The 26,857-nt window shown below is 39.5% G+C and carries 24 protein-coding genes; 11 read left to right on the top strand and 13 right to left on the bottom strand.

Annotated elements, in window-relative coordinates:
- Nucleotides 1–14 precede the first annotated feature (14 nt).
- The 7 genes from ribD to I6F43_RS14125 all read right to left on the bottom strand — a co-directional run bounded on the left by ribD (nt 15) and on the right by I6F43_RS14125 (nt 8,904).
- Nucleotides 15–1,139, bottom strand: a complete 1,125-nt coding sequence (gene ribD, locus I6F43_RS14155) for a bifunctional diaminohydroxyphosphoribosylaminopyrimidine deaminase/5-amino-6-(5-phosphoribosylamino)uracil reductase RibD (RefSeq protein WP_197102819.1) — start codon at nt 1,137–1,139, stop codon at nt 15–17.
- Nucleotides 1,140–1,305: 166 nt separating this feature from the next.
- Complete coding sequence (gene nrdR, locus I6F43_RS14150) at nt 1,306–1,755, bottom strand: transcriptional regulator NrdR (protein WP_002961761.1); 450 nt, start codon at nt 1,753–1,755, stop codon at nt 1,306–1,308.
- 368 nt (nt 1,756–2,123) lie between these two features.
- Complete coding sequence (glyA, locus tag I6F43_RS14145; protein WP_024593690.1) at nt 2,124–3,380, bottom strand: serine hydroxymethyltransferase; 1,257 nt, start codon at nt 3,378–3,380, stop codon at nt 2,124–2,126.
- Between the two features lie 269 nt (nt 3,381–3,649).
- Nucleotides 3,650–4,933, bottom strand: coding sequence for a threonine synthase (gene thrC, locus I6F43_RS14140; RefSeq protein WP_197102818.1), 1,284 nt, complete (start codon nt 4,931–4,933; stop codon nt 3,650–3,652).
- A gap of 11 nt (nt 4,934–4,944) precedes the next feature.
- The gene (gene thrB, locus I6F43_RS14135; protein ID WP_197102816.1) at nt 4,945–5,880 is read right to left on the bottom strand and encodes a homoserine kinase; all 936 of its coding nucleotides are present in this window, start codon (nt 5,878–5,880) and stop codon (nt 4,945–4,947) included.
- 9 nt (nt 5,881–5,889) lie between these two features.
- Nucleotides 5,890–8,307 (bottom strand): bifunctional aspartate kinase/homoserine dehydrogenase I, encoded by a 2,418-nt coding sequence (gene thrA, locus I6F43_RS14130; RefSeq protein ID WP_024589757.1) that lies wholly within the window; start codon nt 8,305–8,307, stop codon nt 5,890–5,892.
- A gap of 228 nt (nt 8,308–8,535) precedes the next feature.
- The gene (locus I6F43_RS14125) at nt 8,536–8,904 is read right to left on the bottom strand and encodes a response regulator (protein WP_024589756.1); all 369 of its coding nucleotides are present in this window, start codon (nt 8,902–8,904) and stop codon (nt 8,536–8,538) included.
- Nucleotides 8,905–9,271: 367 nt separating this feature from the next.
- Here I6F43_RS14125 and I6F43_RS14120 point away from each other — a divergent pair, with 367 nt between their 5' ends.
- A complete protein-coding gene (locus tag I6F43_RS14120; protein ID WP_010554589.1) occupies nt 9,272–11,041 on the top strand; it encodes a sensor histidine kinase in 1,770 nt (589 codons plus the stop codon).
- Between the two features lie 368 nt (nt 11,042–11,409).
- Nucleotides 11,410–12,327, top strand: a complete 918-nt coding sequence (rdgC, locus tag I6F43_RS14115) for a recombination-associated protein RdgC (RefSeq protein WP_007587156.1) — start codon at nt 11,410–11,412, stop codon at nt 12,325–12,327.
- A 353-nt stretch (nt 12,328–12,680) separates the two neighbouring features.
- Here the strand turns inward: rdgC and I6F43_RS14110 are convergent, their stop codons facing one another.
- Entirely contained in the window at nt 12,681–12,917 is a 237-nt protein-coding gene (locus tag I6F43_RS14110) for a YgjV family protein (RefSeq protein ID WP_002962663.1), read from the bottom strand.
- 288 nt (nt 12,918–13,205) lie between these two features.
- Here I6F43_RS14110 and I6F43_RS14105 point away from each other — a divergent pair, with 288 nt between their 5' ends.
- Nucleotides 13,206–13,862 carry a Crp/Fnr family transcriptional regulator gene (locus I6F43_RS14105; protein ID WP_197102814.1) on the top strand — a complete coding sequence of 219 codons (657 nt, stop codon included), beginning with the start codon at nt 13,206–13,208 and terminating at the stop codon, nt 13,860–13,862.
- A 48-nt stretch (nt 13,863–13,910) separates the two neighbouring features.
- Here I6F43_RS14105 and I6F43_RS14100 read toward each other — a convergent pair whose 3' ends face one another.
- Together I6F43_RS14100 and pepB are read right to left on the bottom strand one after the other, a co-directional pair.
- On the bottom strand, nt 13,911–14,477 hold the full coding sequence (locus tag I6F43_RS14100; RefSeq protein WP_007377478.1) for a phosphoribosyltransferase: 567 nt from the start codon (nt 14,475–14,477) through the stop codon (nt 13,911–13,913).
- Nucleotides 14,478–14,660: 183 nt separating this feature from the next.
- Nucleotides 14,661–15,956 (bottom strand): aminopeptidase PepB, encoded by a 1,296-nt coding sequence (gene pepB / locus I6F43_RS14095; RefSeq protein WP_024589754.1) that lies wholly within the window; start codon nt 15,954–15,956, stop codon nt 14,661–14,663.
- Nucleotides 15,957–16,079: 123 nt separating this feature from the next.
- On the opposite strand from pepB, the gene sfsA reads away from it, so the two are divergent.
- The 8 genes from sfsA to I6F43_RS14055 all read left to right on the top strand — a co-directional run bounded on the left by sfsA (nt 16,080) and on the right by I6F43_RS14055 (nt 22,517).
- Entirely contained in the window at nt 16,080–16,799 is a 720-nt protein-coding gene (sfsA, locus tag I6F43_RS14090) for a DNA/RNA nuclease SfsA (RefSeq protein ID WP_007587160.1), read from the top strand.
- Nucleotides 16,800–17,115: 316 nt separating this feature from the next.
- Nucleotides 17,116–17,559 (top strand): RNA polymerase-binding protein DksA, encoded by a 444-nt coding sequence (gene dksA / locus I6F43_RS14085; RefSeq protein WP_002962671.1) that lies wholly within the window; start codon nt 17,116–17,118, stop codon nt 17,557–17,559.
- Nucleotides 17,560–17,579: 20 nt separating this feature from the next.
- Entirely contained in the window at nt 17,580–18,524 is a 945-nt protein-coding gene (gluQRS, locus tag I6F43_RS14080; RefSeq protein ID WP_197102812.1) for a tRNA glutamyl-Q(34) synthetase GluQRS, read from the top strand.
- Nucleotides 18,525–18,602: 78 nt separating this feature from the next.
- Entirely contained in the window at nt 18,603–20,084 is a 1,482-nt protein-coding gene (pcnB, locus tag I6F43_RS14075; RefSeq protein ID WP_231614088.1) for a polynucleotide adenylyltransferase PcnB, read from the top strand.
- Between the two features lie 4 nt (nt 20,085–20,088).
- Nucleotides 20,089–20,574 (top strand): 2-amino-4-hydroxy-6-hydroxymethyldihydropteridine diphosphokinase, encoded by a 486-nt coding sequence (folK, locus tag I6F43_RS14070; RefSeq protein ID WP_007587165.1) that lies wholly within the window; start codon nt 20,089–20,091, stop codon nt 20,572–20,574.
- Between the two features lie 30 nt (nt 20,575–20,604).
- A complete protein-coding gene (gene panB / locus I6F43_RS14065) occupies nt 20,605–21,399 on the top strand; it encodes a 3-methyl-2-oxobutanoate hydroxymethyltransferase (RefSeq protein WP_197102810.1) in 795 nt (264 codons plus the stop codon).
- Nucleotides 21,399–22,247 (top strand): pantoate--beta-alanine ligase, encoded by an 849-nt coding sequence (panC, locus tag I6F43_RS14060; RefSeq protein WP_007587167.1) that lies wholly within the window; start codon nt 21,399–21,401, stop codon nt 22,245–22,247. The genes panB and panC overlap by 1 nt, the downstream gene beginning before the upstream one ends.
- A 33-nt stretch (nt 22,248–22,280) precedes the next feature.
- Entirely contained in the window at nt 22,281–22,517 is a 237-nt protein-coding gene (locus tag I6F43_RS14055; RefSeq protein WP_007587168.1) for a hypothetical protein, read from the top strand.
- A gap of 233 nt (nt 22,518–22,750) precedes the next feature.
- Here I6F43_RS14055 and I6F43_RS14050 read toward each other — a convergent pair whose 3' ends face one another.
- The 3 genes from I6F43_RS14050 to phoB all read right to left on the bottom strand — a co-directional run bounded on the left by I6F43_RS14050 (nt 22,751) and on the right by phoB (nt 25,897).
- Nucleotides 22,751–23,719 carry a PstS family phosphate ABC transporter substrate-binding protein gene (locus tag I6F43_RS14050; protein WP_197102809.1) on the bottom strand — a complete coding sequence of 323 codons (969 nt, stop codon included), beginning with the start codon at nt 23,717–23,719 and terminating at the stop codon, nt 22,751–22,753.
- Between the two features lie 115 nt (nt 23,720–23,834).
- Nucleotides 23,835–25,142: a phosphate regulon sensor histidine kinase PhoR gene (gene phoR / locus I6F43_RS14045; protein ID WP_024608321.1), complete on the bottom strand. Its 1,308-nt coding sequence runs from the start codon at nt 25,140–25,142 to the stop codon at nt 23,835–23,837.
- Nucleotides 25,143–25,207: 65 nt separating this feature from the next.
- Nucleotides 25,208–25,897 (bottom strand): phosphate regulon transcriptional regulator PhoB, encoded by a 690-nt coding sequence (gene phoB, locus I6F43_RS14040; protein ID WP_006791869.1) that lies wholly within the window; start codon nt 25,895–25,897, stop codon nt 25,208–25,210.
- Between the last annotated feature and the right edge of the window lie 960 nt (nt 25,898–26,857).

Below are 26,857 nucleotides of genomic sequence, written 5' to 3'. Positions count from 1 at the left end.
TTTATTAAGTGATTTTAATGAGTTTTTAACGCGGTGATACGTAAATCGTCACCAATGCGCGCACATTCATTAAATGTTAAATCAACGGTGTTTTGCATACTCGTCAATTCAGGAAAATTAACTAAACTTTTTGCATCATGGCCCATTAATTTAGGCGCCAAATAAAAAACAAACTCGTCAACTAAATCAAGCTCTGTCATTTTACCAGCAAGTGTTGCTCCGCTCTCAAGCCAAACATTATTAAACTGCAGTTGCCCAAGCTTTTCTAAAACAGCCTGTAAATCAACTTTGCCGTTACTTTCACTTACTTCAATATGCTTTACAAAATGTGGCCATTGCAGTGATTTATCAACCTTAGTCGTAAATATTATTACATCACTTTGGATTTTAAATAAAGCAAGGTTGGGCGTTAAACGATTCTGTGAATCAATTATAACACGCACGGGCTGGCGAAGCGGTAAATCAGTGGGAAGTGCATTCGGTAATTCGCTTAGTCGCACATTAAGTTTAGCATCGTCTACTAACACGGTATCGGCACCGGTTAAAATAGCGCAGCTTTGCGCTCGGTATAATTGTACGTCTTGGCGAGCCGCGGGACTTGTGATCCACTTACTTTGCCCATTTTTAAGCGCTGTTTTACCATCTATGCTTGCTGCCATTTTACAGGTCACATAAGGTAAGCCTTGTTCCATTCGCTTAAAAAAGCCAACGTTAAGTGCGCGAGCTTGTGATTCAAGTAATCCATAAGCAACTTCAATACCGGCATCGCTCAGTATTTTAAGGCCTTTGCCTGCAACTTGTGGGTTTGTATCAACCATAGCGGCAATTACTTTTACAACGCCCGCCTTTTTTAAGCCTTCAGCACACGGTGGCGTGCGCCCATAATGACTACACGGTTCAAGCGTTACATAAGCCGTTGCACCTTGTGCATTATTGCCAGCTATTGCCAGTGCATTTACTTCAGCATGGCCTTGACCTGCTAATTGATGAAAACCCTCACCAATTATTTGATTATTTTTAACTAATACACAGCCAACATTAGGATTAGGCGTGGTAGTAAAACGGCCTTTTTTGGCAAGCTCTATGGCACGTGCCATATACATTTCGTCATGTTCGGTAAAAGGAACTTGGTTCAGCATTTATTATACCAATTGCGTTAAATAAGTGGTCTATTATAGCGCTAAGAAAATAGCGCAATAACAAGGCGAAAATTATGACATATAGTTGTTCTATATGAATAATTTTTAACGCAGTGAGTGCGCTATTTAATGCGATAGAATGATCATGTTTTTAATAAAATTGGTATTACTCCCCTAAGCGGGCAATTTCTTCGCCAAATTCGCGTATATCTTCAAACGAGCGATAAACAGAGGCAAATCTTACGTATGCTACTTTATCGAGCTTTTTGAGGGCTTCCATAATGCATTCACCCACCAAATGGCTTGAAATTTCTCGCTCACCCGTTGCGCGTAGTTGCGATTTTATTATATTCACTACTTCGTCTACTTGCTCTGTGCTCACTGGGCGTTTTTCGAGTGCGCGATTTAAGCCATTTAATAATTTATCTTCGTTAAATGGTTCGCGGCTGCCGTCTTGTTTAATAACACGAGGCATAACCAGTTCAGCGCCTTCAAATGTAGTAAAGCGCTCGTGGCAGTCGTTACACTCACGACGCCTGCGAACTTGATGGCCTCCGCCAACAAGGCGTGAGTCAATAACTTTAGTATCTTTTGCGGTACAAAATGGACAATGCATAGCTCGGTACTTCCGTTTTAAAACAAAAAAGACCGCTAAATAGCGGTCTTTTATCTTAGCAAAAAAATAGAGCCTGTTGACCTTTCAGGATTAAATTTGTTCTATCTAGGGGTGATTTAATCGCGGCTCGAGATTTGTAACCTAGTGGGCTAAGTAAAAATCGAGCAACAAAGAGTAAATCGCCCCTAGAACGAACCCGAGGGCAGTGCATGTTTGGCATTTATGCTGCGTTATCGCCTATTTGTGTGGAGTAACCACACTACATAGACTCTGCCTTGCTTAAAAGCCAAACATACTACTGCAAATTAAACCTCGAAAGATAAACAGGCCCCTAGCTTATGTGCTCTAAATTACTGCCGCTTATGCAATTAAGCGTAAACAGGTAATTTTGCACAAATTGCTTTTACTTTTTCTTTAACTTGCGCCTGTACAGATTCATCAGTGATGTTATCTAGTACGTCACAAATCCAGCCAGCAAGCTCTTTTGATTCTACTTCAGTAAAACCACGGCGAGTAATTGCAGGAGAACCAATACGCAAACCAGATGTTACAAATGGTGAGCGTGGATCGTTCGGTACTGAGTTTTTATTAACTGTGATGTTAGCGTTGCCTAGGGCAGCATCTGCATCTTTACCAGTGATATCTTTATCGATTAAATCAAGTAAAAATAAGTGGTTTTCAGTTTTGTCAGAAACGATTTTGTAGCCGCGCTCTTGCATTACAGCAACCATTGCTTTTGCGTTTTTAACAACTTGTGTTTGGTATACTTTAAACTCTGGTTGAAGTGCTTCTTTAAATGCCACTGCTTTTGCTGCAATAACATGACATAAAGGACCGCCTTGGCCACCAGGGAAAACAGCGCTGTTAAGCTTTTTGTAGATTGCTTCATCGCCACATGCAGAAATAATCAAACCACCACGAGGGCCTGCAAGTGTTTTATGCGTAGTTGTAGTTACAACGTGTGCATGAGGAACAGGGCTTGGGTAAACGCCTGCCGCAATTAAACCCGCAACGTGAGCCATATCAACAAACAGATAAGCACCGATTTTGTCAGCAATTTCACGGAATTTAGCCCAATCAACAATACCAGAGTACGCTGAGAAACCACCAATAATCATTTTTGGCTTGTGCTCAAGTGCTAGTGCTTCAACTTGTGCGTAATCAATTTCGCCCGTTGCTTCATCTAGTCCGTATTGGATTGCATTGTAAAGCTTACCAGAGAAGCTTACGTGAGAACCGTGAGTTAAGTGACCACCATGAGCTAAGCTCATACCTAATACAGTATCGCCAGCGTCTAATAATGCTAGAAAAACAGCAGCATTAGCTTGCGAACCAGCATGTGGCTGCACGTTAGCGTAGTCAGAACCAAATAATTCGTTAGCACGGTCAATTGCTAATTGCTCAACAACATCTACATGCTCACAACCGCCATAATAACGTTTGCCTGGGTAACCTTCTGCGTATTTGTTTGTAAGCTGTGAACCCTGCGCTTCTAGTACGCGTGGGCTACAGTAGTTTTCTGAAGCGATTAGTTCGATATGCTCTTCTTGGCGAGCAGTTTCTTTGGTTATCGCGTCAAATAACTCTGGATCAAAATCCGAAATATTCATGCTACGTTCTAACATTGGGGTCTCCTAGGGCAACGTGTATGGTGTTTTTTAGAGGCTTTATTGTACGCTTTAAACGACTCTTTGCCTACGCTCTTAAGTTGAGGATATTTAAACAGGGATTGAAACTATTTCACAGCTCTTTTAAGATGATATTTTTTTATAAAGCCATAATAATTTTAAATGAATTATATTTACTACATTTAATTAGTAAATATAACTAAGTGTATTCATCCGTATAAAGTTATAAAAAAAGCGGCTCAAGCCGCTTTTCCTTTTAATTTAACTTAGCCTAATTTAGCGAGCATTTCGGTACGTAACTCGTCGTAATCGGCGTTCATATCGCTTGCTAGGCATGGTTTTGCTAGTGCATCAGCAAGTGGTTTTGGCATACCTAATTCAATATTTAGAATACCCTCTACGCTTTCTTTAAACTTAGCAGGATGAGCTGTCGCTAAAAAGATACCCGCAGTACCCGGCGCACGATTTTCAACAAGACCTTGGTAAGCAATAGCAGTATGAGGCTCCGCAACATAGCCAGTTTGTTGAATTTTTTTCATCACGGCTTGCGTGTCTTGCTCGTTTACGCTTGTTGAATAAAAATTATCGTAGCTAAACCAGTTATTATCTAACATTGTTTGTACACGCGGCCAATTGTTTGGCTTACTTACATCCATCGCATTTGAAAGCGACTCAAGCGTTGCGTTTGGCGTCCAGTTTTTATCAAGCATAAAGCGCGGCACAGTATCATTTTGATTTGTTGTTGCACTTAATTTGCCAACAGGTAAACCAATAACCGCACCAATCATTGCGGCGCACACATTACCAAAATTACCACTAGGTACTGATATATGTGCTGTTGCGCGCTTTTCTTTTGGTAGCTGTGCGATGGCTTCAAAGTAGTAACAAACCTGAGCAACTAAACGGCTAATATTAATTGAATTAGCTGAGTTAAGCCCAAGTGTTGATTTAACTTCTTCATCTAAAAAGGCATTTTTAACTAGCTCTTGGCAATCATCAAAGCTGCCCTCAACTGCATAACAATGAATATTGTTACCTAGCGTAGTAAATAGCTTTTGCTGAGCAAGTGAAATTTTGCCTTTAGGGTATAAAATAACAACATCGATATTTGGTTTATTGTAAAAAGCATGCGCTACAGCTGCACCGGTATCGCCCGATGTTGCTGTTAAAATAGTTACTTTCTCGTCTTTGTTAAACTGCGTTAAACACTCTGCCATAAAGCGACCACCAAAGTCTTTAAACGCAAGTGTAGGACCATGAAACAGTTCTAAACAGTATGTGTTCTCTTCAACTTCTACCAGCTTAACGGGAAAGTTAAATGCATTTTTAACCATTTGTGCCACAGTATCGCTTGGTAGCTCATCACCAATTAGGTGCGATAATATTTTGCCGCTGCGCGTAACAAAGTCCATATCAAGCAATGCATCAACATCGGACAGTGGCGGCAGTGATTCTGGGAAAAATACACCTTGGTTACGACCCAAACCTGTTTTTACGGCTTCAACGAACGACACTTTTTGTGAGCTATCTTTTAAATTATGTAATTGCATGACTACCTATCCTATAAAACTGTTAATTGACGCGTGCCGTCGTTATCTAATTTACAAATGTGGCAAAAGCCTTGCTCGTTAATGTAATTGGTCTCTAACCACTGCGCGCATTGCTGTGCAGCTTCAAGTGTTTTACATACGCTAAACAAGGTGGGCCCTGCGCCCGAAATACTGACTATTTCAGCGCCCAGTGCTGGCAAGCTTGCTTTGGCATCACTAAAACCTTTTATAAGCGGTGCGCGGTAAGGTTCTGCTATTTCATCTTTCATTATGCTTAGCGCATCGTCAAAACGATTAGTTAACAGTAAGCTACTAAATGCCGACAAACGCTGAGCAAACTCAACACTTGCATGCATGCTCAACTCTTTTGGTAAAACAGAGCGCGCTTTTGCGGTATTAAGCGAAAAACCAGGAAACGCAGCAACGTAGTACCAGTTTTCATCAACAGGCAGTGCAATCGATTTATCAGGAATTAAATCACCTGTTAACTGCAAACCACCTAAATAACATGGCGTAATGTTGTCGTAATGGCGACCACCGCTCACTACAGCTTCAAAGTCAGCCATAAGCTCAATAAGCTCAACCTGACTTAAATTAGTTTTTGCAAACTTATCAAGGGCAGCAAAAGTAGCCACTACCGAACACGCGCTAGAGCCAAGCCCAGAGCCAATTGGTAAGTTCTTTTTAAGCTCGAGCTTTACGCTTGGCATAGTAGGCGCAACATGCGCTCTAAAATGCACTAAGCACTGGTACGCTAAATTTTCATTAGCATCACTGGGTAACTTGTGAGCGTACTCGCCAGTGCAAATAAACTCATCGCTTGGTGCTGCGCTTACAACGGCTACATCGCCTAATAAACTGCCATCAATTGGCGCAAGCGCTGCGCCAAGTGCATCAAAACCCACTGCAAAATTACCAATAGACGCCGGAGCATATACTTCAATCATAACGAGCTCCTAGCGCGATAACGTTTTTAAAATATCAGCAAATACACCCGCGGCTGTTACTTCCGAGCCGGCGCCATAACCACGAATTACAAACGGACGTGGCTGGTAGTATTGGCTTAAAATAGCCAGTGCGTTTTCACCATCACGAATGACACTAAGCGCATGCTTTGCATCTACCGCTTCAATACCTACTTTACAGTGGCCTTCTTTAATTGTGCCTACATAGCGAAGTACCCTACCCTCGCTCGCAGCACTTTTGATACGGTCGTTAAAATCAGCATCTAAGCTTGGTAGTTTTGCCATAAACTCATCAACGCTATCACCTTGTGCAAAACCTGGTGGTAATACTGACTCAACTTCAATATCGCTTAGCTCTAATTTCATACCGGCTTCGCGAGCGATGATCAATAACTTACGTGCTACATCGGTACCCGATAAATCATCACGAGGATCTGGCTCAGTAAAGCCACTTTCTTTGGCTTTAATAGTTGCCTCAGAAAGTGATAAACCATCTTGAAGTGCGCCAAACATATACGAAAGTGAACCTGATAAAATACCACTAAACTCTAATAACTCATCACCGGCACCAAATAACGACTGTAAGTTGTCGATTACTGGTAAGCCTGCACCAACGTTTGTTTCGTATAAAAATTTACGATTATTCTTTTGCGTTGCTGCAATTAAATCTTGGTAATACGTGTATGAGCTTGTTGTTGCTTTTTTATTGGCAGCAACCACATGAAAACCTGCATTTAAAAAGTCTACATACTGCGCAGCAAGTGCATCCGACGACGTACAATCAACAAGCACAGGGTTTACTAAATGATTTTGCTTAACAAACTGCTCTACTAGTTTTAAATCAAACGCCTGCTCGGATGAGGCCAATTTTTGCTGCCAATCACCAAAAGCAATACCTTCACTATCAAGGTGTAATTGGCGAGAGTTAGCAACACCATACAAGTTAAGTTTAATATTACGTTTTTCCAGCCACGCTTGTTGGCGCTCAAGCTGATTAATAAGCTCTTGCCCTACTAAGCCACAACCTAGTAAAAACACATCAATTGACGGCACATGCGTGAAAAAGTTTTCATGACATATTTTTACGGCGTCGTTACAAAGTTCGCCATCAATTACTGCTGAAATAGCACTTTCTGTAGAATCCTGTGCAATTGCCACAATATTTACTTGCGCTTGTGCAAGCGATGCAAAAAACTTAGCCGCTAAGCCACGGTGCGCGCGCATGTTATCGCCCACTAAAGTAACAATGGCTAAATTGCGCTGCACTTGTACAGGCTCAATAAGCCCTGCTTGTAATTCAAGCTCAAATGCAGTTTGTAGCGCATCAAGTGCAAGTGCTAGGTCTGTTTCGTGTACACAAAAGCTAATGCTGAATTCGCATGATGACTGCGTGATCAATACAATTGATACGTTATCGTGAGCAAGCGCGTTAAATACCTTAGACGCCATACCTACTTTGCCTTTCATGCCTGGCCCTGAGACAGTTAGCATTGCAAGGTCTTGTAGGCTCGAAAGCGCTTTTACTGGCTCATCTGATGAATAATCGTTACCAATTAATGAGCCTTGTGCGTCTGGGTTATGCGTATTTTTAATTTCGCACGGCACGCCTGCTTTAGCACACGGTAAAATTGTTTTAGGGTGAAGTACTTTTGCACCAAAGTAAGAAAGCTCCATCGCTTCTTTATAAGATAAAAAATCTACTTTAGTCGCTTTTTTAATATAACGAGGATCAGCACTGTATACACCATCAACGTCAGTCCAAATTTGGCAAATCTCAGCTTCTAAACATGCCGCAGCAATGGCTGCTGAGTAATCTGAGCCATTACGGCCAAGCGTTGTAAGCTCACCTTTGTCATTACTCGCTGTAAAACCAGGCATGATATAGATAGTTGCAGGACTTTCTTTAAGCACAGCTTGAAAGCGCGCTTTACTTGTTACTAAATCAGCCTCGGCGTCGATATAACCGCCAGTTGAAGCGATACAGCTTGTTGCTTCTAAGTATCTTGCATCGTGCGAATTCAATAAAGCCTGCATTAAAGAAACACTAACGCGCTCTCCAAAGCTAATCACAAATGCGCGAACTTTATCGGGGCAACATTGTATAAGTGATACGCCATCTAGTTTATTTTTAAGCTCGCCTAAGTTTGGCCAACTTGTAACTACTACACCACTTTTTTCAACGTCAGCTTTCAAACCTTCACAGCGGCTAACTAATGCTTGCCATTGCTGCGAAAAGTCAGAGCCTTGTTCTGCAGCACTTGCAAGTGCAACTAGCGAATCGGTCATTCCACCTGGAGCAGAAAGTACCAAAAGCATTTCATCTTTTAATTGTGCTTTAACTAGCTGAGCTACCTGTTGTAAGCATGCATAGTCGGCAAGCGAAGACCCACCAAATTTTAAAACTCGCATTGTTTATGTTCCTCATCCCATAAAACGAAAAAAGGCCTGTGTTCTAAGTGAACACAGGCCTTTAAATTTGTTGCACCGACCTATGCCACTATCCAGTAAGAATGATGGTTGTAATAATAATGGTCAGTACGCGATTAATTGTTTTCATATGTTAAGACTGCCTTAACAAAGGCTATGCTGTCAACCCTAAATTAAAAGATAAAACAGCCTTTTTTAACATAAAAAAACCTAATGAATGCCAAATTTATGCAATATTTCGTTTAAGTTAGATTTATTGATAGGTTTATCGATAAAGTCTATTGCGCCAAGTTGTGCGACTCGTTGCTTCATTTTCTCTTGTATATCGGCAGAAATAACTAAAACAAAGCACTCTATTTTTTCTATTTTTATAGTCTCGAGTACTTGTATACCATCAACTTCGGGCATGGTGAGATCTAAGCACAATAAATCAAAGCTTTGTGCTCGTAAAAGTTCTAGAGCGTGCGCTCCATTTGTAGCTTGTTGTATTTGAGCGTCTATACATTCATTTAAACACCGCACGACTTGTTTACGGGCAACTGCAGAATCGTCACAGACTAATATCGAAAATTTCATCATGTTTACTACTACACAACCATCAAAGTTATTAAAAGGTTATTAAACTAATGCCTTCCATTGCATTTTAGACACTTTAACACGCCTCAAAGCACTCAGCGCATTAATAATTTAATACAATGATAAATATAGAATAAATCCGTTTAAGATATAATTAACCAAAGCAAATACTAATTAAGCCTACAATACATAACAGATAACGAATTTATTAATTTATACCTTGGTTTAAATACTTTGATACTACACGCTCACTTTTTGTGATTTATCTTACTAAATTTTAACTTTTTTATTTATTTTTAGAGGTTTATTGACTAACTTTTAAATTACTATCGTAACGTTACAAAAATAATAAAGGATGAACAAGTCACTCATGTTACAAAAAAGTCTTTCTAAGAAGCTACTGACTAGCGTTTTATCCGTCTATTTTTTGCTTACCTTTGTAGTGACCTGTGGACAAGTGCTTGCTGAATACGTCAATACTAAAGACTATATTCGCGATGAACTTAGTACCTTACAAAAAACCTTTAGTCGCAGCTTAACACGTGCAATTTGGGAGCTTAATACCAAGCAAACAATTACAACAGCAGAAGGTTTACTCGCCATTCCCATGATTGAAGGGATTATTGTTCGAGACGACAGCGGCGAAATTATTTCACAGCTAGGGCGCTCTCTTGATATACACAAGCTATATAACCAACAGTTAGTACAAGAAGAGGTTATTTTAGAAGACGCAAAATCGGGTTTATTTGGTTATACCTTTCCACTTATTTTTGAATTTTCAGGTCGTGCTACTCAAGTTGGTGACGTTACCTTATTCTCAAGTCGAGAAGTTGTTTTTAGCCGCATTATGGTATCAATCTACTTTTTGATTGGTAATGCGATGATTAAAACCACCTTTTTGATCATCTTATTTTTAATGGCATTTAGAAAACTTCTTACAGACCCTTTAGCAGAACTCACTGAGCAACTAGAAAATTTAGAGCTAGACGAGCTAGAAGGTCAACATATAGAGATAGAAACAGAAGAACATAATGAACTAAAAGTGATGGAGCAGTCATTTAACAAACTAATAGATAAAGTGGTTCAGTATAGAAAAGAGCTTGAACACACCCAAAAAGAACTCATTATAAGTAACGAAAAGCTTGATCAACACAACATACAACTTGAACAAGACGTAGCCCGTAAAACATCCAACTTAAGCCAAGCAATGATGGATTTACAGCAGCAAAAATACGAACTCGAAAAGCAAAAAATTGTCCTCACCGAAGAAGTAGACTTACGCCGCAGCACAGAGCAAGAATTAATTACAAAGCAAACTGAATCTCAGCGCTATATAGAAGAGTTAAGCCTTGCACAGGAACGTTTACTAGGCACAGAAAAAATGGCTGCGCTAGGCGGACTTGTAGCAGGTATTACACACGATATAAACACCCCTATTGGGATAGGTGTAACGGCAATATCATTTTTACAAGAACGCTTAAATAAACTCGAAAATGCTTATACCGAAAAAACACTTTCGCCAAAAGCACTAGAAGAATTCATTAACGAAGCAAAACAAAGCACAAGCTTACTAACCACTAACTTAGATAGAGCTTCGGAGCTTATAGCTAGCTTTAAACAAATAGCGGTCGATCAAGCCAGTGAAGCAGTAAGAACCATTAACTTTAAAGATTACACTAACGAAGTAATACGCTCACTGCACCCAAAACTAAAAAAGACATCCCATACTATAAAATTAGAATGTCCTGATGATTTAGTTTTAAATCTACCTGCTGGGGCTATAAGCCAAATTTTTACTAACCTAATTATGAACTCACTTATTCATGGCTTTGAAGGTAAAAGCAACGGTGTAATGGATATTAAAATAAGCGCTGATGACACCAACTTAACTATTGATTACAAAGATGACGGTAACGGTGTTACTAACGAGCAATTAAAAAAATTATTTGACCCATTTTTTACTACCAAACGCGATGAAGGCGGTAGCGGATTAGGCACCCATATAATGCTTAATTTGGTCAAGCAAACCCTTAGTGGCTCTATTGATGCAACGAGTGAACCGGGCAAAGGTCTGCGTTACTATATTCAATTTCCGAAGAACATGGCTAAGCCACTGCCTATTTTTGATAAATATGAATAAATAAAAGTATATGCATTAAATTATTAGGGCGTGTTGTTCTTTGGTGGTTGAATTTACAGCAATATGTTTGGTTTTTAGGCAAGGCAGAGCCTATGTAGTGTGGTTATTCCCCATAAATAGGCGACAACGCAGCATAAATACCAAACATGCGCTGCCCTTTGGGTTCTTTCTAGGGACGATTAACTCTTTGTTGCTCGGTTTTTACTTATTCCACTAGGTTACAAACCTCGCGCCGCGATTTAATCGCCCCTAGATTGAACAAATTTCAATCCATAAAGTTCAACACGCCCTAGTAACAAATCAGTCATTTCGAGATGCTGTTTTTATTGCTATGATTGTACAAATTTTTCAAATGGATCAATTCCCCTATGTGGTTTAGTAACCTTATTTGTTACCGCTTTAAGCAAGACGTTTCATATACTCAAGAAGACTTTGATAAAGCATTAGAGCAAGATTTATTTCGCCCATGTACTGGTCAAGAGCTTGCAACATTTGGTTGGACAAAAGCGTTTGGAAAACATGGCGATACGCTATCGCATTTTTCTCAAAAAAGTATTCTAGTTTGCGCTAAACGCGAAGAAAAAGTACTCCCTGCTTCTGTTATTAATGAACTAGTTGCTGAGAAAGTTGATCTGATAGAAGCTGAAGAAAACCGCCCAGTTAAAAAGAAAGAAAAAGACGAATTAAAAGAAAACATTCTTCATACTCTTCTACCTCAAGCATTTAAAAAGTCGAGCTTACAATTTGCCTTTATTGACCAAGAAAACGGTTGGGTTGTTGTAAATAGTGGCAGCTTTAATAAAGCAGAAGAGCTACTAGCACTACTTCGTAAATCGTTGGGAACGCTTCCGGTTGTACCTGCGTTTGCTAACTACGACCTAGATGTATTTTTAACTGATTGGTTAACTAACTTTAGTACACCAGAAGGTTTTGCTATTGGCTCAGACGCTGAACTTGAAGAAGCAGACGACAGCGGCGCACAAGTAAAGCTTAAAGGTCATGATCTATCGTGTGATGAAGTTAAATCGCATTTAGAAAGTGGTAAACGCGTAACTAAACTTGCACTTGATTGGCAAGAGCGTCTTAAGTTTATGCTGCAAAACGATGGCTCTATCAAACGTTTAAGCTACTCTGAAACTCTAAAAGAAGAAAACGCAGATATTCCTAAAGAAGATATGGCTTTAAAACTTGATGCTGACTTTATTTTAGCTTCTGAAGAAATAAAGCAATTACTTGAAGAGCTAACTGCAGGTTTAGGTGACGTTGAAGATTTAGAAAAAGCGTAAATACCATAGTGCCTACCTGCATAAATATTTAAGCAATTTAATGTATTAAATAGCATATGTAAGTAGGTTGGTATAACAGATAAAAATCCGATAGCAGTTTACTGCTATCGGATTTTTTTATGAAATTTAGAAGCACTTATTTATATCTAAACCGCGAACAGTATTTAGCTAACGATCGACGTATTAAAACCTAAGGTAATCATCTTTTAAGTAGGAGAATACAGCATGGTTCAGAGGTAAGTTATGTAGAGTGATATGAGATTATCTATATACGCTTCAAGCTGGACTGCACAAAAGCTGAAATTTTTGATTTTAATTAAAACCATTAACTTACTTTGTGCAGATAACTTATTTTAGCTTTTAGCGTCTTCAACTTTAGGTTGGCGATATATTTTTATAATGTGATATAAATTTACAAGCGACAATAAGCCGTTGGTAAAAATAACAGGCACTGCGCCAATGGCAACACCGTATGCAGTAAATACAATACAACCAAACATGTTGTACCAACGTAGTTTTACTACATCTGTCATTGTTAACGATGCAACCAATAAAGCTGATGCAATATAACCTAAATATTCCCAACTCAATTGTTCTCTCCTAGCCTTTAGGTTAGCATTACATGTACTGCTATCTTATAGCACTTGTAAGTATTGCAAAGTTACAACAAAATAAAAAAGCTAACCTGCTTAAAAAACCTGAAAAAGTTTGCCGGAAAATACCAGCAAATTCTTAAATCATTACACGGGAAATGAAGGTAAAATAATACTCTTAGCAAAGCTAATAATATTAGTAGCAAGTTAGCGTAAATTCTTAGTGTCTTAATGCTATCGTCATTAAGATGTAATAAATAGGACAAATGTCCGAAGAGCACATTGATGTTTCAATACCATTTTTCTAGTTACCTTGTTGATCAGCTTTTAACCTTTGCCGGTAGTAGCTATCAACAATCAAAAAAAGAAGTTCTGATCCATCAAGATCAGCCTTTAAGCAAGCTTGTGCTTGTACGCAGTGGCACTGTGTCGTTTAGTTACGACGTAGGTAATGGACGACGCCTGCTGTTAGGACAATTGGATTGTAACAACACCCTTATTGGTGAAATAGAAGCGCTAAATAATAATCCGTGTATATATACGGTAACGTGCTTTAGCGATGTCACTTATAACCTTATTGAATTAAGGCATTGGCGTGCTCTACTGCTTGAAAAACCAGAACTAAGCTTATACACAGCACAAACTATTGCGGCTAAGTTTCAGGAAAACCAAAAAATCAATTTAGATAAGTTATTACTACCACTTAGCTATAACATAGCTAAAGATTGCTTACTAAGGGCCGAGAACAACAACCCTACGCTACTTAGAGCCTACCCAACTGTAAATGCTGAAGCCGAACGTTTTGCTACCACTGAGCGAGCTTACAGACGTGTTGTTACAGAACTCGTAGAAAAAGGCTTGGTACTTAGAAGTAACGATGGCTTGCAAGCAGTCGATATATCAAAACTAAGTGAATACGTAGATAGCTTTGCTCAGCTTTAAAATAAAAAAAGGCCTTAACGGCCTTTTTTTATTTATGCAAATTACTAATTACTTCTCTAGCAAAATGTCATGAATTTTCGCAAGATCAGATTTACCAGCAATAATTTCATCCGGTGTTAAACCCGATAGTTCATGCGGAAACACTAACCACTCTTCAGATTCATGAATATAATAATCTGGAACAGTGTCTACTTTTGAGTTTTTTGGCTTGTAGTACGGGCATGCAATACGAATATCACGTGGCAAGTTTAAGCGCATAAGCTCTGAAAGCTTTTCTTTTAATGCAACAATACTACGACCTGAGTCAAATACATCATCAACAATTAATAATGAATCACCTGCATTTGCGTTCTCTACAATGTAATGTAAGCCGTGTACTTTAATTTCTTTCGACTGTTTACCAATACCGTAATAAGACGATGTACGTACTGCAATGTGATCAGTCTCAATGCCTTTGTAATCGTAATATTCTTGAACAGCAATACCGATCGGTGCACCACCTCGCCAAATACCAATAATAAAATCAGGACGAAAGCCATCTTGGTATACTTGTGCCGCTACGCGGAACGAATCTTCAAGCAGCTGTTGAGCTGTGATGTAGCACTTATCTGACATAATTAGAAACCCCAGTGGTGGATATAAGATTTGAGCGCAGCTTAGAGTTAAGCAAAAATTAAACTCAAACAGGTATTGGCGACTGATTTTACCGTAAATGAAATAAAATTGCTTGCCTGTAAATTAAAAAATAGGCACCCAAGGGTGCCTATTTTTAGCGTAAAAAGCGTAATTTAGTAAATATTATGCTTTTTCTTGTAAAGTACGAGCAACTGTACGCATACCTTGAGTTGTTGCACCCGCTGCCCATTGACTTGTACTGCCCATGTTAAATGCAGCCGCTAAATCGATGTGTACCCAGCCTTTGCCATCGTTTGGCACAAAGCGCGATAAAAAGCCTGCAGCATTCGATGCACCGCCATAACCGCCACCTTTTTGCGCACGGCTATTTGCCGTATCAGCATAAGGAGATGGGCAGTTTTGTTGATGCCATTTTTCAAGAGGAAGTGGCCAAGCAGCTTCCATTTCTTGAGATGCAAAACTCTCAACTTCACGTACAAGTTCTTTATCAAGTGCAAATAATGCATTGTACTCTTGACCAACAGCAACAAGCGCTGCGCCAGTTAGTGTTGCTGCATCAATAATAAGTGGAGCGCCAGTCTCACCTGCGGCCATTAGGCCATCGGCAAGTACTAAGCGACCTTCAGCATCGGTGTTTACAATTTCAACTGTCGTGCCATTTTTATAAGTAAGAATATCACCTAATTTGTATGCATGACCCGAAATTAAGTTCTCAGCACAACATAAAAACAGTTTAATACGTTTTTCAATACCACGGTTAATAGCCAATGCTAAACCTGCAGTTACTGTTGCAGCGCCGCCCATGTCGCACTTCATACCAAGCATACCTTCGCTTGATTTGATTGAGTAACCACCTGAGTCAAACGTAATACCTTTACCTACAAGCGCTGCACTTACTGGTGCATTTTCGTCGCCTGTTGGGTTGTAATCAAGCTCAAGCAATACTGGCGGGCGAACACTACCGCGACCAACAGCATGAATACCAATCCACTGTTGTTCTAGTAACGCATCACCTTTAATAATTTGGTAACTTACATGCTCAGGCGCTAATGATTGAATAAACTCAGCCGCTTTTTCAGCAAGGCTTTCTGGGTAAATGTCATCGGCAGTCCCGTTAACCATTTCACGTGCCCAAATTGCTGACGTTTTTAAGTGAGCAAGTTCTTTAATATCTGATTGTGCGTTATCAACAAACTCAACACCGTTTAACGATTTTGGTGTTACAAAGCCTTGATAAAAAGCCCACTGACTTTCTGTACACCAAGCATCGCCTGCTAATTCAACGTTTTTAATACCTTGGATTGCAATAGTACGACCAGCTTTTTGAACATTTTTCAATGTTTCTTGCTCAGACAAATGAACAGTTGCACCGCGCTCATTAAAAGACAATGACGCATTATCGCCCCAATGACTCGCTGCTGCTTGTTCGCTTAGTTGAACAACAAATTTTTCACTCATGTTAGAATACCCTTGCACTTAAATGTGCCACCGAGTTTACTATAGAGCGCTTAAGTTCCCAACAGCTTGAGATAAATAACATAAACCACACTGCTGTGCAGTATTTACGCTTTGGAAGTTATCATGAAGTACACGCCAACTCTGCAACCTGCCACCTTATTAAAACGCTACAAACGCTTTTTAGCTGATTTACAATTAAGTGATGGCAGTGAATTTACCGCCCACTGTGCTAATACAGGTAAAATGACGGGATGCGCAGAGCCGGGTTTTGCTGCTTTTTATTCAACAAGCGATAACGCAAAACGAAAATACCCGCATTCATTAGAGCTTACGCAAAATAACTTATCGCAGCTTATTTGTGTAAATACAGCGGTGGCCAATAAAGTAGTAGAAGAAGCAATAAACAATAATGTGATAAGCGAGCTACTCGACTACAGTCAATTGCAAAGCGAAGTAAAGTACGGCAGCGAAAACAGCAGAATCGACTTTTTACTCACAGACGAAAATAAGCCTGATTGCTACGTAGAAGTTAAATCAGTCACATTATTAAGCGAAGATGCACCACAAAGCGGGCAAGGCTACTTTCCTGATGCGCAAACACTGCGCGGACAAAAACATATTCGCGAACTAATAGAAATGATCGAACAAGGCCACCGAGCAGTATTACTGTTCGCTGTTTTGCATGAAGGAATAAATACAGTAAGTGCAGCTGCGCATATTGATAAAAAATACGCCACGCTATTAAGCCAAGCAATAATAGCCGGCGTTGAAGTATTAGCATACAAGGCCACAATTTCTGCTAATGAAGTTTTACTTCATAAAAAAATAGTATTTGCACAATAGTGTATTAAACCAAGGGATTGAACTAAGCGTAATTTGCAAAATAAGCAAAGTACTCAAATTAAAAAAAGTTATACAAAGTGAATTATAAAAATTAACTTGTTTTTAAAGCTTTTGCCCACATAACAAGGCAAGTTTTAGAAAGCGAATATGTGAATTAATTAAAAGTGTAAATAGACTATTAATACACTTTTTACTCAGTAAGCATGGTTGAAGCTAATTCGATTAATTAAAAATAAATTTGCCTAGGATATAAGATTCTGTTATTTATACCGCCGGCTAATGCTGAGGCATTAAATTAAGGATTTAGGAGAGAGTTATGCCAGACCAAAAGAAACATGGTTTATTGGCTCAAGCCGGTTTAGAACCATACCAAGAAAAACCAGGCGAAGAGTACATGAATGATGCACAACGTGCTCATTTTAGAGCGATTTTAGAAACTTGGCGTAATGATTTACGTAACGAAGTTGATCGTACTAAATCACACATGCAAGACGAAGCTGCTAACTTTCCTGACCCAGTTGACCGCGCTGCACAAGAAGAAGAGTTCTCTTTAGAACTTCGTACTCGTGACCGCGAACGTAAATTAATCAAAAAAATTGAAAAAACAATTAATTTGATTAAAGAAGATGATTTTGGCTTTTGTGAGTCTTGTGGCATCGAAATTGGCATACGTCGCTTAGAAGCACGTCCTACTGCCGATTTATGCGTAGACTGCAAAACACTTGCAGAAATCAAAGAAAAGCAATCTGGACGCGGCTAATTAATACTTATTAATTAGTTATGTCTCCTACAGCCGTTACTGCGCCTATGCGTAAATATCGCGGTCGTTTTGCACCGTCTCCTTCTGGGCCATTACATTTTGGCTCACTTGTAGCGGCTGTGGGTAGTTATCTAGATGCAAAAGCTAACCAAGGAGATTGGTTAGTTCGTATAGAAGACATTGACACTACGCGCGTGGTTAAAAACGCCGACTCCGATATTCTTAATACCTTACATGCCTACGCCCTTCACTGGGACGAACCTGTTGTATATCAAACGCAGCGTCTGCCTTTATACCAAGATATTACCCACTCACTTTTAAAACAAAACCTTGTTTATGGTTGCACCTGTACTCGCAAACAAATAAAAGCCATTGGCGGTATTTATCAGGGGCATTGCCAAACACTTAATCATAATACTCAATCTGGTGCGCTTCGCTTAGTTCAGCAACATCCAACGACTCAATTTAATGATTTAATTCAGGGTGATATAACGGTAAATAGCGCCCTTTCCCATGAAGATTACTTAATTAAACGCAGCGATGACTTATTTGCATATCAACTTGTTGTGGTCGTCGATGATATTGATCAAGAGATTAATCGAATTGTAAGAGGTGCTGATTTAATTGAGCCAACCGCACGGCAAATTAGTTTATTTAAACAACTCGATAGCCCTGTGCCTGAATTTGCTCATTTACCTTTAGCGGTTGCCAAGCCTGGTTTCAAATTGTCTAAACAAAATTATGCTCCTGCCATTAGCAAACAAAATCCAAAGCCTGCTTTAATTAGTGCATTTGAATTTTTAGGATTGCCTGTTATAGCTGATTTAATCGATTTAAATATTGAACAATTAATCGCTTGGGGAATTAAAAACTTTAGCTTAAAACAGGTACCACAAGTATCCGAAATACAAATTTCTCAGCATCCACGTAGTCAGAAAGTCCAATTTACACATTTAAGTAAATAAAATAGCTAAAAACGGCTTAATTTCAACACATCAACTTAATTTTTAAACCCTGCTGGTATATGATAGCCGCCTAAATATATGCTAATTACGTCAAACAGCTTGTACTGGGCTTTAACCGCCCCATTTGCTGTAACTTTTGATTGCGATGCAGAGTCAATCACACCTTCTAGGAGACAGACTATTATTTCCAAGCTTTTTCAATTTTGCCGACAAATAATCGGCCCGAATACCAGTGCCGAAAGCGCTTCTGTAAGCAGTGAACCTATTGTTGTCACTCGTGGTGAGCATGGTATTTCTCGCAAACAATTTAGCCCAAATGCAATCAAAGTATTATACCGCTTAAAAGACGGTGGCTACGATGCCTACCTTGTTGGTGGTTGTATTCGCGATATATTGTTAGGCCAACAGCCAAAAGATTTTGACGTAGTTACTAATGCCACGCCAGATCAAGTAAAAAAACTATTTAGAAACTGTCGCCTTATTGGTCGTCGCTTTCGTTTAGCACATATTGTATTTGGCCGTGAAATTATTGAAGTGGCGACTATGCGTGGCCACCACGAAGCGCAAGAAGACAAAAATCAAATAAGCCAATCAAGCGATGAAGGCCAATTACTACGTGACAACGTATTTGGCAGTATTGAAGAAGATGCAGAACGCCGCGACTTTTCAATCAATGCACTTTATTACTCAATCAAAGATTTTAGTATTCACGATTACGCCAACGGCTTAGCGGCAATTAAAGCTAAACAAATTGAGCTAATCGGCGACCCTGAAACGCGTTACCGCGAAGACCCTGTTCGTATGTTACGTGCAGTTCGCTTTGCTACTAAACTTGATATGAGCATTGCGCCTAAAAGTGAAAAGCCAATTAGTGAGCTTGCAAGTTTGCTTGATAACATTCCGCCAGCACGTTTATTTGAAGAAATTCTTAAGCTGTTTTTAAATGGCAAGGCCGAAGCCAACTTTTTAATGCTGCGTAAATACGGCTTATTCCGCTCACTGTTTCCTGAGCTTGATAAAATCTTAGATAAAAACCCAAGTGGCTTAGAACACACGCTTATTCAGCAAATGTTTCAAAATACCGACAAACGTATTAATGCCGATAAAAAAGTAACACCAGCGTTTATTTTTGCCGCACTACTTTGGTTCCCGCTGCTTGAACGTACTAAAAAGATTCAAAGCCAAGAGCAACTTGCAGAATACGATGCTTTCGCACAAGCAATGAATAAAGTACTAAGCGATAACTCACAACACATTGCGGTTCCTAAACGCTTTACTTTAGGTGCTCGCGATATTTGGCATATTCAGCACCGTTTGGATAAACGCGCAGGCCAACGTGCTTACAGACTAACGCAGCAACCTCGCTTTAAAGCCGCCTACGACTTTTTACTCTTACGCGTAGATGCAGGCGAAACACAGCATACTGAGCTTGCCCAGTGGTGGACACAATACTTAAGCCAAGATATAAACGGCCAAAAAGAGATGGTTAAAAACTTAGGCCATCAAGGTGGTCCTAAGCCGCGAAAGCGCCGTCGACCTACTAAAAAGCCAGCTGAGTAATAACATGCACTGTGTTTATTTGGGTTTAGGTGCCAACCTAAACTCACCAAAAGAGCAGCTTGATAACGCGGTAATCGCGCTTAAAAAGCTGCCTAATTGTGAATTTATAAACGTATCGCATTACTATGCAAGTAAGCCTATGGGCCCACAAGATCAACCAGACTATATCAATGCAGTAGCGTGCATTAAAACGACCCTTGAGCCAGAGCAATTACTTGATTTAACGCAACGTATTGAACTTGAGCATGGTCGAGTAAGAAAGGCTGAACGTTGGGGTCCGCGCACTCTTGATATAGATACTCTATTATTTGATGATCAAATTATAAATACGGTGCGCTTAACTGTGCCTCATTATGGTTTGAATAATCGCGAGTTTGTGGTTTATCCACTATTAGAGCTTGCACCTGAACTTATTTTACCTAGCGGCATTGCATTAAAAACCATTGCAAATAATTTACCGCTCAACGACTTACAACAATTACCTCTGTAATTAACCTAGGCTTTTGCCTGCGAGGATATTATGTCTAAAATAACCGTTTCTACTTTAAATAAAATGAAAGCAGAAAATAACAAAATTACTGCATTAACAGCCTACGACGCTAGTTTTGCAAAGTTATTTCATGATAACGGCGTTGAAGTTATTTTAGTGGGCGACTCTTTGGGCATGGTACTACAAGGCGGCGATGACACCCTTGGCGTAACCAATCAAGATATTGCATATCATACCCGCTGTGTACGCGCTGGTAGCCGCGAATTATTTGTAATTGCTGACTTACCTTTTATGACCTACTCAAGCGTAAGTGATACTTGTAAAAATGCAGCTGAGCTTATGCGCGCTGGCGCAAACATGATTAAGCTTGAAGGCGGAGAATGGCTTTACGAGAGCATTAAAACGCTTACTCAACAAGGTATTCCAGTTTGCGGGCATTTAGGCCTTACACCACAGTCAGTACATGTATTTGGTGGCTTTAAAATACAAGGTCGTGAAGAAGCTCAAGCACAAAAAATGATTGATGACGCAAAAGCACTAGAAGCTGCTGGCGCACAATTATTAGTACTTGAATGTATTCCAAGTGCACTGGCAAAACGCATTACAGACGCCCTAAGCATCCCAACAATTGGTATTGGTGCGGGCAGTTTAACAGACGGCCAAATACTGGTAATGCATGACCTTGTTGGTATTTCAGCAGGTTACATTCCTAAATTTTCTAAAAACTTTTTGCTCGAAACAGGCAATATGCCTGCAGCCGTTCAAAAGTATTGTACAGACGTTAAAAATGGCGCGTTTCCAAGCGCTGAACACGAGTTTAAATAATGCAGTCAATTACTGAAATCAGATCGTTACGTAGTCAAATTAAAGCATGGCGCCAAGCGGGTCTTAGCGTGGCACTTGTGCCAACGATGGGCAACTTGCACCGTGGGCATTTTTCGCTAGTAGAAAAAGCAAAAAACTTAGCCGATAAAGTCGTTGTGAGTATTTTTGTTAACCCAATGCAATTTGGTGCTAACGAAGATTTAGATAACTATCCTCGTACACTAAACGAAGATAAACAAGGCCTTGCAGAACTAGGCACTGATATTGTATTTACCCCAAGTGTAGAGACAATTTATCCAAATGGACTTGGCGCACAGAGCTTTGTAGATGTGCCTGATATTTCATTAGGTTACTGTGGTGGCTCACGCCCTGGTCACTTTAGAGGTGTTGCCACGGTAGTTACAAAATTATTTAATCTTGTACAACCCGATTACGCCTGCTTTGGTGAAAAGGATTTTCAGCAACTGCAAGTAATTAAAACCATGGCGCGCGACCTATCAATTCCGGTCGAAGTTATTGGTGTACCTACAATGCGAGAAGTTTCTGGCCTTGCTATGAGCTCGCGTAATGGTTACTTATCTGATGAGCAAAAAGCGACTGCAACCGTATTATTTAAAGCACTTAATACATGCGCTGAGCAACTTAAAAGCGGCGAAAAAGACTTCGTAAAACTTGAAAGCTTAGCTAAACAGAGCTTAGAGCAAGCTGGCCTAAAGCCAGACTATTTTGAGATTGCTCAACGAGATACATTAAAAACTGCTACAATCGAAGATACTCAATTTGTTATTTTAGCCGCAGCCTATTTTGGTGGTGTTAGATTGATCGACAATATTCAAGTCGAAATTTAATATTATTGCGACTCCATTTTAAGGATAAGAAGCATGCACACTTTAATAAAAACAAGCGTAGTCGCCCTTACTTTTGCACTATTAGTAGGTTGCCAAAACCAAGTTGAAAACCCTGAAATGAATCAGTGTGCTCAACAAAATTACCAATGCGAAAGTACATGTGAACAGCAAACAACTGCTGAGGGCTTAAAACAGCAAGTATGCTCTGGTAAATGTGTTGAGAGCTATAATCAATGTAAAGCACAAGCCGAAAAATTAGGTAATATTTAATTCCTTAAAGTTTTTAGTTTTAGGCATAAAAAAACCGCTCAGTGAGCGGTTTTTTATTGCCTATGGTTTATCATACCAATTTTATTAAAAACATGACCATTCTAGCGTATTAAATAACTCACTAACTACGTTAAAAATTATTTATATAGAACAACTATGTATCATAATTTTAGCCTTGTTATTGCGCTATTTTCTTATCGCTATAATAACTCACTAATTTAATGCAATTGGTATTAGTTCAAACCAAGCTTTTTAAGTTCTGTTTTTACTAGCTTTGCAGAAAGTGGTACATAACCATCTTTTTCTACAATTTGCTGACCATCTTTTGAAAGTACCATTCTTAAAAATTGTTCTTCCATAGGTGATAGCGGCTTATTCGGGTGTTTATTCACATAAACATATAAAAAGCGCGATAGCGGGTATTTACCTTGCGCAACGTTATCAAGTGTTGCATCAACAAAGTTATCGCCTTTTTTAGCAAGCGGTACTGTACGTACGCCCGATGTTTTATAGCCAATACCAGAGTAACCAATTGCATTTAATGAAGATGAAATTGACTGTACTACCGATGCAGAACCCGGTTGCTCATTTACGTTATTACGGAAATCACCTTTACACAGTGCTTTCTTTTTAAAGTAGCCATAAGTACCTGACACTGAGTTACGTCCATAAAGCTGAACGTCTTTAGCAGCCCAATCGCCTGTTAGGCCGACATCGCTCCAACGATTAACTTGCTCTGGTGCGCCACATTTACGAGTAGATGAAAAAATAGCATCTACTTGGTCAATACGAAGACCTTCAATTGGGTTATCTTTATGTACAAATACAGCAAGTGCATCAATAGCTACGCGAACTTCTGTTGGCTTATAACCGTAACGTTTTTCGAACGCTTCGATTTCTTTTGATTTCATTTTACGGCTCATTGGACCTAGGTTAGCTGTACCTTCGGTAAGTGCCGGTGGCGCAGTAGAAGAACCTGCCGCTTGAATTTGAATATTTACATTTGGGTAAATACGTTTGTACTCTTCAGCCCAGAACGTCATCATGTTGGCTAAAGTGTCAGAACCTACTGATGAGAAGTTACCTGAAACACCACTAATTTTTTGATACTCAGGAATATTTTGATCTAAAGCAACTGCTTGTGCAGATACGAAAGTTGTAACAGCCACACCCATTGCGGCAACTAAGTTTTTAAATTTCATGTAGGGTTCTCCGGTTTGTTCGTCCCATTTTCTAACTGCTGCCCACTCTAAAGTGAGTACATGACAGTTACATTACTCTTAAATGACACTTTTATGACTTTGCTTTTCAGCCTAATTACTTAGCTAGCGAAACTGTCTTATCTATTGAAAATTCGAAAGAAAAACACGAACCTTTGTTAACTTCACTGCTAATATTTAATTTACTATCGTGGCGCGTTAGTACATGTTTTGTAATCGCAAGCCCTAAACCTGAGCCACCTGTTGTTCTGCTGCGGGCTTTATCAACACGATAAAAACGCTCAGTTAAACGGTTAATATGCTCTGGCGCAATACCATCACCATTATCGGTAACACTAAAACACGCTTTATTGTTTTTGCGCTGCCAACATACTTCCACTTTGCCACCGGGTTTAGTGTAATGAATGGCGTTAAATACTAAATTAGAAAACGCACTACGCAGTTCATCCTCAGAGCCTTTAATATCGAGGGTTTTATCAATATTAAAAATAAGCTCATGGCCTTTGTCTTGATTAATTGAGTTTGCCTCAGTGTGAATATAACCAAGTAATTGCGGCACATTTATAGCTTTATCGTTGTCTTGGCGCCGTGCACCTTCAATACGCGAAAGCGATAATAATTGGCTGACTAAGCTATCCATGCGCTTGCATTGTTCAAGCATAGTATTTTGCGCTTTGTTCCACATTGCTGGCGGCGGCATCATGTCGCCATCCATCATCTCAAGATAGCCAGTAACCACTGTAAGCGGTGTACGTAGTTCGTGTGACACATTGGCTACAAAGTCTTTACGCATCTGTTCTAGCTGTTTTAAGCGCGTTACATCACGCACAACAACCATAAGTTGCGTGCTTGCATAAGGCATTACCCTAAATTCTAGTACTTGCTCAATGCTATGGCCGTTATCCAGCTCAAGCGCGTCGTCAAATTCACCTTTGTGCATGTATTTAGCAAACTTAGGTTCGCGAATTAAATTATCAAGACGCTGACCATGATCGGTTGGCCACTGCAAACCAAGCACTTTAAGCGCTAGTTGATTACACCACACAATACTTAAATCATTTTGCAGTACCACTACCGCATCAGGTACTGCTTCAGCCCCATCGCGAAAGCGACGAATTAAATCAGCAAGCTCATTACGTTTTTTACGATTACGGTGCTGTAGATGATAAATACCTTCAAACACTTGCTCCCATGCACCCTCGCCCTCAGGTGGATTAAAGCTACGTTGATTAAGTAGCCAATCGCTCAAACGATAAAGTTGATGGTAGTGCCAAATAAGGAGGGAAAAAGATCCTAAAAATAAAAGCAAAAATGGCGCGCCAACTAGCACACCAATTAATAGTAAGGGTAAAAAATAGATAAACAGGCGCTTTACTAACGCCTGCTTATTAACAACTCGATACATACACTCACTTTACCTTAGAGTAGTAATACATGCGTATTTCATACATTAGCTAAGCTTTAAGCTGATCACAGCTTACTTGAAAAACGATATCCAGCACCACGTACAGTTTGCACCAAACGGTCATGTCCAAGTGGGCCAATTGCTTTACGCAGACGACGAATGTGCACATCAACCGTGCGATCTTCTACGTAAACATTAGTTCCCCATACATGATCAAGCAGTTGTTCACGGCTATAAACACGCTCTGGGTGAGTCATAAAAAAGTGCAGTAATCTAAATTCGGTTGGCCCCATATCAAGCTCGTTACCTTCTGAGGTAACACGATGCGAAATAGGGTCTAAACGCAGGCCATGTACTTCAATAGCTTCTTCTAATGAGGTTGGCGATACACGGCGAATAACCGCTTTAATACGCGCCATAAGCTCTTTAGGAGAAAACGGCTTAGTTACGTAATCGTCAGCACCTACTTCAAGACCGCGTACTTTGTCTTCTTCTTCGCCACGGGCTGTAAGCATAATAATTGGGATTTGGCGGGTGTGTTCGTTTTGCTTAAACTTTTTAGCAATTTGAATACCGCTTCCACCTGGTAACATCCAATCAAGTAAAACCATATCTGGGTAAGGTTCAACCATAGCTGCAATAGCAGAGTCGTAATCTTCTGCTTCAATTGCTTGAAATCCATTTTGCTCTAAAACAAAAACCAACATCTCCCTGATAGGAGCTTCGTCATCTACGACTAGTACTTTACGTGACATTCCAATTTATCTCTTACGCTATCGAATTAGTTTTCATTATTATGACTAAGTATGACATTTTTATGAAAGTGTAACGTGTAAATTAAAATGGTGGTAAAAAAAACACAAATTAGTGACAAAAAACCTCATTAACGTCATATTTTTAAAACCTTTTTAATATTTAACGTAATAAAAAGAGATTTACGATAAATTTATAAAATAGCTAATTTTTGAAATTATCTGCTTTTTGTCGCTAGTTGAATCATTAAATAATACAAAATTAACTGGGATCATTGTTTTACTAACCAAGACTTTTTTACAGATCGATCGTTTAAAAGTAACTTTAAAGCTATTTTAAAATTAACAAACCCGCCTGTGTAACAATCAATACGTTTAAAAATAGATCTAAATTTTACTAAGCCCAAAATAAAGGATCAGATTTTTACCAAGCCGATCCACTCTCAGATCAGAGTTGTACCTAGTCAAAGCCATAAGTTGTTGATTGTTTATACAAATAAATAACGATCAAATTATCTCAGAGCCTAAAATAGCGAAAAAGTGTATTTGGCTTAGTAAAGTAATGATCCGAAAAGGCTGTGTTAGTAAATGCGTGATCCCAAAGTACGGCGTTGATAGTACAGCGATCTGATCAATAGAAGCCGTAACCTGCAATAAAAAAAGGGCTGACATTAAAAAAGCCAGCAACAAAGTTACTGGCTTAGGGCCTGTTGACCTTTCAGGATTAAAATTTGTTCAATCTAGGGGCGATTTAATCGCGGCGTGAGGTTTGTAACCTAGCGGGCTAAGTAAAAACCGAGCAAAGCTTCCGCGTCCTGCTCACGCCCCTTACCTACATCCATGTAGGCAACAAAGAGTAAATTGCCCCTAGGCAGAACCCTTCGGGCAGCGCATGTTTGGCATTTATTCCACGTTATCGCCTATTTATGGGGAATAACCACACTTCATAGGCTCTGCCTTGCC

It is taken from the genome of Pseudoalteromonas sp. NZS71_1, assembly GCF_015864305.1.
Lineage (GTDB): Bacteria > Pseudomonadota > Gammaproteobacteria > Enterobacterales > Alteromonadaceae > Pseudoalteromonas > Pseudoalteromonas arctica.
Note: the sequence above shows the minus strand (reverse complement) of the source record. Positions and strands in the feature narration are given on the sequence as shown.